Annotated in this window: 9 protein-coding genes; all 9 read right to left on the reverse strand. The window is 63.7% G+C overall.

Translation table 11 applies throughout. From position 1 onward, the window contains the following. On the reverse strand, positions 1-529 hold a 529-nt coding region (gene pdeM, locus VOI29_RS19520), incomplete at its 3' end, for a ligase-associated DNA damage response endonuclease PdeM (RefSeq protein WP_323782567.1). A gap of 37 nt (positions 530-566) precedes the next feature. Next, a complete protein-coding gene (locus VOI29_RS19525; protein WP_323782570.1) occupies positions 567-2,984 on the reverse strand; it encodes a ligase-associated DNA damage response DEXH box helicase in 2,418 nt (805 codons plus the stop codon). Positions 2,985-3,074: 90 nt separating this feature from the next. Further along, on the reverse strand, positions 3,075-4,382 hold the full coding sequence (locus VOI29_RS19530) for an ATPase (protein WP_323782573.1): 1,308 nt from the start codon (positions 4,380-4,382) through the stop codon (positions 3,075-3,077). A 153-nt stretch (positions 4,383-4,535) separates the two neighbouring features. Next, positions 4,536-5,033 (reverse strand): prepilin peptidase, encoded by a 498-nt coding sequence (locus VOI29_RS19535; protein ID WP_323782576.1) that lies wholly within the window; start codon positions 5,031-5,033, stop codon positions 4,536-4,538. A 3-nt stretch (positions 5,034-5,036) separates the two neighbouring features. Next, entirely contained in the window at positions 5,037-5,885 is an 849-nt protein-coding gene (locus tag VOI29_RS19540) for a hypothetical protein (protein ID WP_323782579.1), read from the reverse strand. 30 nt (positions 5,886-5,915) lie between these two features. Next, positions 5,916-6,506 carry a tetratricopeptide repeat protein gene (locus tag VOI29_RS19545; protein ID WP_323782582.1) on the reverse strand — a complete coding sequence of 197 codons (591 nt, stop codon included), beginning with the start codon at positions 6,504-6,506 and terminating at the stop codon, positions 5,916-5,918. Between the two features lie 11 nt (positions 6,507-6,517). After that, positions 6,518-7,489: a type II secretion system F family protein gene (locus VOI29_RS19550; RefSeq protein ID WP_323782585.1), complete on the reverse strand. Its 972-nt coding sequence runs from the start codon at positions 7,487-7,489 to the stop codon at positions 6,518-6,520. A 10-nt stretch (positions 7,490-7,499) separates the two neighbouring features. Further along, entirely contained in the window at positions 7,500-8,468 is a 969-nt protein-coding gene (locus tag VOI29_RS19555; RefSeq protein WP_323782588.1) for a type II secretion system F family protein, read from the reverse strand. Beyond that, positions 8,468-8,924: ATPase, T2SS/T4P/T4SS family (locus VOI29_RS19560; RefSeq protein WP_323782591.1), on the reverse strand; the 457-nt coding region annotated here is incomplete at its 5' end. The genes VOI29_RS19560 and VOI29_RS19555, both read right to left, overlap by 1 nt.

Below are 8,924 nucleotides of genomic sequence, written 5' to 3' on the forward strand. Positions count from 1 at the left end.
CCGGCAGGATCAGGCGGCAAGCGTCCAGCAGGAAGGCCGGGCGGGAGGTGCTGCGGAGCCGCGCTTTGGGATGGTAGTGGCCGGACACCTCGGCATCCTCTGACGGCGCGGCAATGTGGCGGAAGGTCAGCGGGCCAAGCCGGAGGGTTGCGTGATGCTCCCCCCCCAGCCCGGTAGGGGCGGGGTCGTGGTTTCCCTCGATCCAGATCCAGCGGCGGTTTCGCATCAGATCCTGGAATTGGGTCCTGCCGGCCTCCGGCAATGCAACCGCGGCGGCGTTATCGTCGAAGCTGTCGCCGAGGCAGACCACGGTTGCCGGATTGAGGTCTGCAACCAGTTTATCAAGCCGGGCGAGCGTATCGTGCCCCTCGTAAGGAGGCAGGGCACTGCCGCCGCGCCGCGCGTGGCGTTCGGATTTGCCCAAATGCAGGTCGGAGACGCAGAGCAGGCGGTGCCCCGCCCACCAGAGCGCGCCGGAGCCGAGCGCGGTGAGGCGGGCGCCGGCGAGGATGAAATCAAATCCGGTCATACTGCGGTCTTAGCCGCGCGGGCGGAACAGGCAAGTGTTATTGACCCAGCCGGTCCAGCCCGGATTGCCGCATCAGCGCTTCCGCCTCGCGTTGCAGCAGCTTTTCTTCGGCTGCGCCTTTGACCGGTACCTTGCCCACCTCCAGCAACAGCGGCGCGGCGAGCGGAGAGATCCGTTGCAGCCGCCGCAAGGTGATCCGGCCCTTGATCCGTGCCAGCATGTCCTCAATGCGGCCAAAGTCAACCAGCCCGCGCAAGGCTTCCTCGCGGGTGATGCCGATCAGCAGATGGTCCGGGTCGTATTTTCTGAGGGTGTCATAGAGGATGTCAGAGGAGAACGCCGCCTGGCGCCCGTTCTTGCGGTGCCCGGAGGTATTGCGTTCGATCAGCCCGGCAATGGTTGCGGCGCCGCGGAAGGCGCGTTTCATCACCGCGTTGCCGGCCAGCCAACCGTCCAGCCCCTCGCGCAGGGCAGTGGCATCGAACAGCGGGGCCGGGTCGGTCAGGGGTTCCAGCCCCCAGATCAAGGTGGCGTAGTCGCTTGCGACAAAGCCAAGCGGATCGAGGCCAAGCTCCTCCATCCGCTTGGTCAGAAGCAGCCCCAGCGTCTGCTGCGCGTTGCGGCCGGCAAAGCCGTAAATGCAGGCATGTTCGCGGCCGTCGCGGGGGAAGCTTTCGATCAGCAGAGACCCTGCGCGGGGGAGTTCGGAAACCGCGCGCTGCAGCTCCAGCCATTCGGCGGTGTGGCGGGGCAGGTTGGGCCAGCTGTCCTGTTTGAATATCTTCAGGATGCGCGCGCTGAGCTGGGTGGAGGTGGCGAATTTGGTGCCGGAGAATACCGCGATCTTCGGCTTTCTGCCGGGGGTCCGGGTGACCTCGACAGTCATTTCGCGCAGGCCCTCGTATCGCACGGTCTGGCCGCCGATCAGGAAGGTGTCGCCGGGGGTGAGGGTGGCGGCAAAGGCCTCCTCGATCTCGCCCAGAGGTTTGCCGCCGCGGCTGCGCTTGAGGCGGACCTTGACCAGGCCGGTGTCCTGGATGGTGCCCAGGTTCATGCGGATGCGGGCAGCGGCGCGCGGGTCGCGCAGCTGCCATTTGCCGTCCGGGCGCTGCAGCAAGCGCTGCCACTGATCATAAGCCTTCAGCGCGTAGCCGCCGGTGGCACAGAAGTCCAGGCACGCATCGAACCCGGCGCGGGAGAGGGCGGCATAGGCGCCGGCCCGGGTCATTTCGGCATAAAGCGCGCCGGCGTCGAAGGGGCCGGCACAGGCGGCGATCAGGATGTGCTGGCAGAGCACGTCGCGGGGGCCGGGGCCGCGGGGCCCGCCGTCCAGATCACCCGCACGAACCGCTTCGAGCGCGGCGCGGCACTCAACCACCTCAAGCCGATTGGCGGGCACCAGCAACGCCTTGGACGGCGCGTTGTAGCGGTGGTTGGCGCGGCCGATGCGCTGCACCAGCCGTTTGACGTTTTTCGGCGCGCCGATCTGGATCACCAGGTCCACATCGCCCCAGTCGATGCCGAGGTCCAGCGAGCCGGTGCAGACGATGGCACGCAGTTCGCCGCGGACCATGGCGGCCTCCACCCGTTCGCGCTGGACCCGGTCGAGAGAGCCGTGGTGGATGCCGATCGGCAGCGCGTCCTCGTTGGCAAGCCAGAGGTTGTGAAAGAAGATTTCGGCCTGCGCGCGGGTGTTGTGGAAGATCAGCGTGGTTTTGTGCGCCTTGATCTGCTGCATCACCGCCGGGATCGCATAGGCCGCGCCGCCGCCGGCCCAGGGCGGCGCCTGTTCGGTTTCCAGCATTCGGATGTCCGGCGCCGGGCCGGGGTCTGCCAGCACGATCTCGCAGGAGTCCGGGTGGCGGGCGAGGTAGCTGGCGATGGCCTGCGGATCGTCGACAGTGGCCGAGAGGCCCACCCGGCGCATATCCGGGCAGAGCGTTTGCAGCCGGGCCAGTGCCAGCATCAGTTGGTCGCCGCGTTTGCTTTCGGCCAGCGCGTGGATCTCGTCGACCACCACCCTCTTCAGGCCTTTGAAGGTGCGCTGCGCGTCTTCGTAGGAGGTCAGCAGGGCCAGGCTTTCCGGTGTGGTCAGCAGAATATGCGGCGGGTCGGCGCGCTGGCGTTTCTTGCGGGAGGCGGGGGTGTCGCCGGTGCGGTCGTCAATGCGGATGGGCAGGCCGATCTCCTCAACCGGCGTGCGCAGGTTGCGCTTGATGTCTGCGGCCAATGCCTTGAGCGGGGAGATGTAGAGCGTGTGCAGGCCCTGGTGGCTGCCATCGGCCAGTTCCGCCAGGGTGGGCAGGAAACCGGCCATGGTCTTGCCGCCGCCGGTGGGGGCGATCAGCAGGGTGCAGAGCGCCCCGGCCCGCTCCAGCATGGCGCGCTGATGCGGATGAATGGTCCAGCCGCGGGCGCTGAACCAGTCTGGAATGACCTCGGGAAGTTTGCTCATCCCTTCCTTTTAGGGGAAGGCCCGAAACTTTTCGAAAAGTATTAGCAAGAGTTTTGGAAACCTCATGCCGCCGGCTGTTTCCCAGCGGGGTTACTTCACGATCTCCTCGTCCTTGACGAACATGTTGGCCCAGGCGCGGTCGATCAGCTCGGGGGACATCTGATAGGGGATGCCCTCGAATTCGCAGATCGCGATGATCTGGTCGATCAGGAACACTGGCTGGTAGTTCGCATAGACGTTGCCGATCGTCGGGTATTTCTTCTTCAGCAGATGCACCAGCGCGGCTTCGTCCAGCGGCATGCCTTTCTTGCGGGCCACCATGGCAAAGATCTTGAGGTAGTTTTCCTGGTCCGGGCCGTCGATCTTGATCTTGAAGAAGATCCGGCGCAGGGCGGCCTGGTCGAAAATCTCGTTCGGGTGGAAGTTGGTGGAGAAGATCACCAGCGTGTCAAAGGGCACTTCGAATTTCTCGCCCGACTGCAGGGCCAGGATGTCCTTGCTTTCCTCCAGCGGCACAATCCAGCGGTTGACCAGCGACTGCGGCGGTTCCGCCTGGCGGCCAAGGTCGTCGACGATGAAAATGCCGCCGGTGGATTTCAGCTGCAGCGGTGCCTGATAGGTGCGCGCGGTCGGGTTATAGACCAGGTCCAGCATGTCCAGCGACAGCTCGCCGCCGGTGATCACGGTGGGGCGCTGGCACATGACATAACGTTCGTCGAAACGGCGGCGGCGGCGCAGGGCGTTGGGGTCTTCCGGTTCCTGCTCCACTTCGGTGTGGACGATCGGGTCATAGACCGTGATCACCTGGCCCGAATATTCAATGGCGCGCGGCACATAGACGTGATCCCCCAAGGCGTCGCGGATGCCGTTGGAAATTGAAGACTTGCCGTTGCCCGGCGGGCCGTACATCAGGATCGAGCGGCCCGCGCTGACGGCCGGGCCAAGTTGGTCCAAGAGGCTGCTGGGCAGGATCAGATGCCCCATCGCGTTGGTCAGCTGGTCGCGGGACACTTGGATGTTGCGGATCGACTGGCGTTTCACCTGCTCGCGGTAGACATCCAGGGGCACCGGCATGGCGCCGAAGTATTCCGATTGGCTGAGCGCATCCAGCGCCCGCGATTTGCCTGCATCGGTCAGCTGGTAGCCCATCTCGTTGCCGCTGTTGGCGTTGAGCGTGCCGGTGGCCTCCAGCAGCTTTTGCTCGCGGGCGATATCCACCAGTTCCTGGGTGACGGCGCCGGGCAGGCAGATTGCCTCTGCGATTTCTGTGACGTTCTCGACGTTCTTGCGGAAGATGGTCTTCAGCAGGATGTCCCGCATCATCACCAGCGGCAGCTGCATCTGTGTCAGCCCCTTGGGGGCGGGCGGGGCCATCACGGTGAGGTTCTGCATGTTCATGGCGGTGCCTGTCCCTGAGATCGGATCCGTGCCCCGGCGGCCGAGGCTTTCAAGGAAACAGACTATTCAGGACTGTGGCAACAGCGGGGCAGAGCTGCAGCAATTCCGCGGAGGCGGCGGATTTCCAGCGCAGTTTTACTCCGGCGGCGGCCGTCAGCTGCCGAACAGCGCCGCCAGTACCAGGTAAAGGGCGAGGGTGCCGCCAAGGCACAGGCCCATCGGGAAGCTTTTGCCGGTATCCCAGCTTTGCCATTGCGGCGCCAGCTGGCGCAGGGGGGTGTATTTGGCGATCCGGTGGGCGGTGAACCCCGCCAGCAGGGTGGCGGCAAAGATGATCATCAAAAGCCTCAGGTCGCCAAGCGCAAAGTAGGGGGCCGCGGCGCCCGCAAATTTGGCGTCGCCCGCGCCCACAGCGCCGGCAGCGTAGAACAAGTAGCCCAGACCGATGCCGACCGGCAGGTGCAGCAGGTGCCAGCCGTAATCCGCCCAGCTGGGCATGACAGCCGCGCCGACGGCTGCATAGGTCACCGCCAGCACATCAACCGCCCAATTGGGAATGCGCATGCCGCGCAGATCCGTCAGCGCCACTGTATAGCACAACGGCAGCACAAAAGGCAGGAACCACAGGGCAGCATGAGCCGGGAATTGCATGGATCAGCCGTTCTCCAGCGCCGTCAGCGAGCGTGACGCTTCCTCGAAATGCTGCGGGTGGGTGTCAATTGCTTCGCGCAGCAGGTTCTCGCCAACTTTGACGTCGCCCTGTTTTACAGCCGACAGCGCCAGCGTGTGCAGCAGCAGTGCGCGTTCGGTCTGATCCATCGGGATCACCGGCAGGGTGTAATTGCGTTGCGCGCCGCGGGCCAGAACCAGGTTGTTCTTGGCGGTGAACAGCCCGTGATTCTGGCGGATCGCTTCGCCGAACAGCCGCTCGGCGCCGGCGAAATCGCCGCGGGTCAGCTTGGAATAGCCCCAGTTGTTCATAACCTTGGCCGGTTTGGTCGTCAGCCCGGTGGCAATTTCATAAAAGCTGTCGGCGCGCTTCCAGTCCTTGCCGGCATCGGCGACCACAGCCTCCAGCCGGTAGCGCTCGTAGGTTTCATGGGTGGGGGGGACTTGATCCAGTTCTGCTTTGGCCGCGTCCCATTCACCGCTGCGCACGAATGCGCCTGCCAGCTGCACATGGTCTGCGCTGGTGGCGCCTTTCATGGACACCACTTTCTTCCAGGCGGCGGTGCCCTCGGTGGTGCGCTTGGCACGGATCAGGGAATGCGCCAGTCCCCGCTGCAGTTCAATCCGGTCCGGGCTGCCTTTCAAGGTCCGCTGGAAATGGGCAACCGCCTCGTTCGGGTCGGCCACGGTCAGCATCACATCGTTGAGATTGCTCTCGTCGATGACGTTCACTTCCTGAAACGCCCGTTCCACGGTTTCATCGGCTTTCTCCGCGCAGGCCGACAGGACAAGCGCCCCTGCCAGAGAAGCGGATAGAAAAATCTGCTGGCGCATTTGTGCGTCCTTTTTACTGCTCTGCCTCTGTCATGGTGCCTGGCGAATCAGGTAGCTGCCACCGCCCTGCCGCACCAATTTATAATCTTGATTTTGAGGGTCAGTATGCGCAGGATTTTCAAGCTTTGCGAGAGCCAGCCGTAAATTATCGCGGATTGCGTCACTTTCGCCATTGTCAAGCGCATAAGCGCGCTGGAACACCTGCACCGCTTCGGCGGTTTTGCCGCGCTCCATCAGCGCAACCCCCAGATTGTTCATCGGTTCAGGCCAGGAGCCATCCGCATCCACCGCCTGGCGCAGCAGCTCCTCCGCCTGGCCCAGCCGCCTGAGGCCCAGTTTGGCACTGCCCATGCCGGACAGAACCTCGGCCGTCAGCCCGTGGTCGAGCGCGGCGCGGGTGAAGGCGTCCAGCGCCAGTTCATGCTCGCCCGCGGCCATCAGCCGGTGGCCGACCACCAGGCCGTCCTCAGCCTGCTGGCGGTGATTGCCACCCGGTGCCCAAGGGCTGCCCTTATCCTGTTTCAGCCCGCCCGGTGCGCAAGCCGCCGCCAGCGCGACAACGCTGGCGGCGGCAATAACACGGCGGAGACGGCCCGGCCCGGCCCGTCCTGATGAGTTCATGTTCGGTAGCCTCAGTTGCCCATGTTCATGATGCCCTGCACCGACGGGCCGACCAGAATGATCAGCAGCGGCGGGACCGTCAGGCCCATTGTGGCAAGGGTCATCTTCACGGGCAACTTGTTTGCAGCCTCCTCCGCGCGCATCACACGCTTGTCACGCATTTCCCCGGCATAAACCCGCAGGGCGTCCGCGATCGAGGTGCCGAAGCTGGCGGACTGGATCATCACGGTCACAAAGGAGGAGACATCCTGCACCCCGCAGCGGGTGCCCATGTCGCGCAGCACCTTGTCCTTTTCCTTGCCCGCCTTCATTTCCTGGGCGACCACCTCGAATTCTTCGGCCAGGTCGGGGTAGGAGGCGTGCAGCTCCGAGGCGACGCGTACGATGGCCTGGTCCAGCGACTGGCCGGCCTCGACGCAGACCAGCATCATGTCCAGCGCGTCCGGGAACCCTTCGGTGATCTTCTGCTTGCGCTCTTCAATCCGGCGGGTGATCCAGTATTTCGGCAGCATGTAACCGGCCGCGCCGGGCCCGATGATGCGGATCGCCATCTGCTGGCTGTCATAGTCGATATCGGCCTTCAGCACATAAACAAAGAACAGCCCGGCCAACAGGCCCAGGATGCCGAAAGCGAACTGCAGGAAATGAAACAGGCGCACCGAGTCCTTGGAGTGGTACCCGGCCTGGCGCAGCTTCAGTTCCATCGCAGACAGTTCGTCTTCGTTCTGCGGTTCCAGGAAACCTGCGAATTTCTGCAGCTGCTCGTTGCGGTCGGCCTGGCGCAGCCGCTGCTTTTGCGGTTTGTTCCGGGTTTCGGGCGCGATGTTCTTTTGCAGCTTCTTCAGCGGATCCTCGGGCTGGTTCAGCAGCAGCGGAACCGCCAGCAGGATCATGAACAGCCCGGCAATGCCAAGCGCCAGGAGCGGGCCGAACTCGCCGAATTGCGATGTCAGGTACTCGTTTATTCCGGTCAGAAGTTCCACGGTCCCCTCCTTATACTTTGATGTTGGTCAAAACGCGCATGACGATCAGGTTGGCTGTCAGCATGGCACCCACCGCAAAACAGGCGGGGATGAACCAGGGATGGTCCAGCACGCCGTCATAGTAGTTAGGGTCCTTGACCAAGATGCCGATCAGGCAGAACAGCGGGAAACCCGACAGAAACTTGCCCGACCACTGCGCCTCGGCGGTGATGGCCTTGACCCTGCGGAACAGGCGGAAACGGGCGCGGATCACCTTGGCCAGACCTGCCAGAACTTCGGCCAGGTTGCCGCCCGATTGCTGCTGGATGGTGACGGCAACGGCCAGAAAGCGCATGTCCTGCATGTCCAGCCGTTCGGCCATTTCCTTGAGCGATTCACCCACATCGCGGCCATAAGCGCATTCATCGGAGATGATGCCGAACTCGGTAGCCAGCGGGTCCTCGACCTCATTGGCGACGATCTGCACGGCGGAGGTGAAGGGATGGCCGACGCGCAAGCTGCGCACCATCAGCTCCACCGCATCCGGCAGCTGCTCTTCTATCATGGCCATCCGCTTGGCGGCTTTCTTGTTGACCCAGAAGAACACCGCGCCAACGCCGATGATGACGGATCCCAGCATCCGGACGGGAAGCGGGGCCGAAGTGCCGATGCTGAGGCCGACAAAGGCAACGGCAGCCAAGGCGGCCATAATCAGGATCAGCTGCTTGGGTGAAAAGGCGATCGCCGCTTTCTGCGCACGTTCCGACAGCAGCGAATAGAGCGGGATCGATTGCGATTTGGCATGCTGGCCCAGCTCCTTGCGCAGCTGCTCCAGCACCTGTTCGCGGTTGCCGCCCTTCTCCATCATCTCCAGCCGGCGGGTCACCTTGCTGTTGAGGCTGATCGATTTTCCGAAAGTAAAAAGATACAGGCCTTCGACCAGGGCCAGAACCCCGAAGAAGATCAGGCCATAGATAAGCGGTTCGGCACTCAGTTGCATCAGCGCGTCTCCATCACCGTAGGTTCATAGATCGAGGCCGGCAGGTCGTAGCCCCACAGGCGGAAGCGTTCGGAATAGTGGCTGCGCACGCCGGTGGCGGTGAAATGGCCGATGATCTTGTTGTCCGGGGTCAGCCCGACCCGCTGAAAACGGAAGATTTCCTGCATCGAGATCACGTCGCCCTCCATGCCGGTGATTTCGGTGATCGAGGTCATCCGGCGCGAGCCGTCTTGCAGGCGCGAGGCCTGCACGATCAGGTTTACCGCCGAGGCGATCTGGCTGCGCACCGCCTTGATCGGCATTTCGATGCCGGCCATGGCGATCATGTTTTCCAGACGCGAAATCCCGTCGCGGGCAGAGTTGGCGTGGATCGTGGTCATCGAACCGTCGTGGCCGGTATTCATCGCCTGCAGCATATCGATCACTTCCTCGCCGCGGGTTTCGCCGACGATAATG

This window comes from Leisingera sp., assembly GCF_034669605.1.
Taxonomy (GTDB): Bacteria; Pseudomonadota; Alphaproteobacteria; order Rhodobacterales; family Rhodobacteraceae; genus Leisingera.

Coding starts and splice junctions, on each gene's coding strand:
- VOI29_RS19525 (WP_323782570.1), bottom strand. CDS start 2,984: ATGAGCAAACTTCCCGAGGTCATTCCAGACTGGTTCAGCGCCCGCGGC.
- VOI29_RS19530 (WP_323782573.1), bottom strand. CDS start 4,382: ATGAACATGCAGAACCTCACCGTGATGGCCCCGCCCGCCCCCAAGGGG.
- VOI29_RS19535 (WP_323782576.1), bottom strand. CDS start 5,033: ATGCAATTCCCGGCTCATGCTGCCCTGTGGTTCCTGCCTTTTGTGCTG.
- VOI29_RS19540 (WP_323782579.1), bottom strand. CDS start 5,885: ATGCGCCAGCAGATTTTTCTATCCGCTTCTCTGGCAGGGGCGCTTGTC.
- VOI29_RS19545 (WP_323782582.1), bottom strand. CDS start 6,506: ATGAACTCATCAGGACGGGCCGGGCCGGGCCGTCTCCGCCGTGTTATT.
- VOI29_RS19555 (WP_323782588.1), bottom strand. CDS start 8,468: ATGCAACTGAGTGCCGAACCGCTTATCTATGGCCTGATCTTCTTCGGG.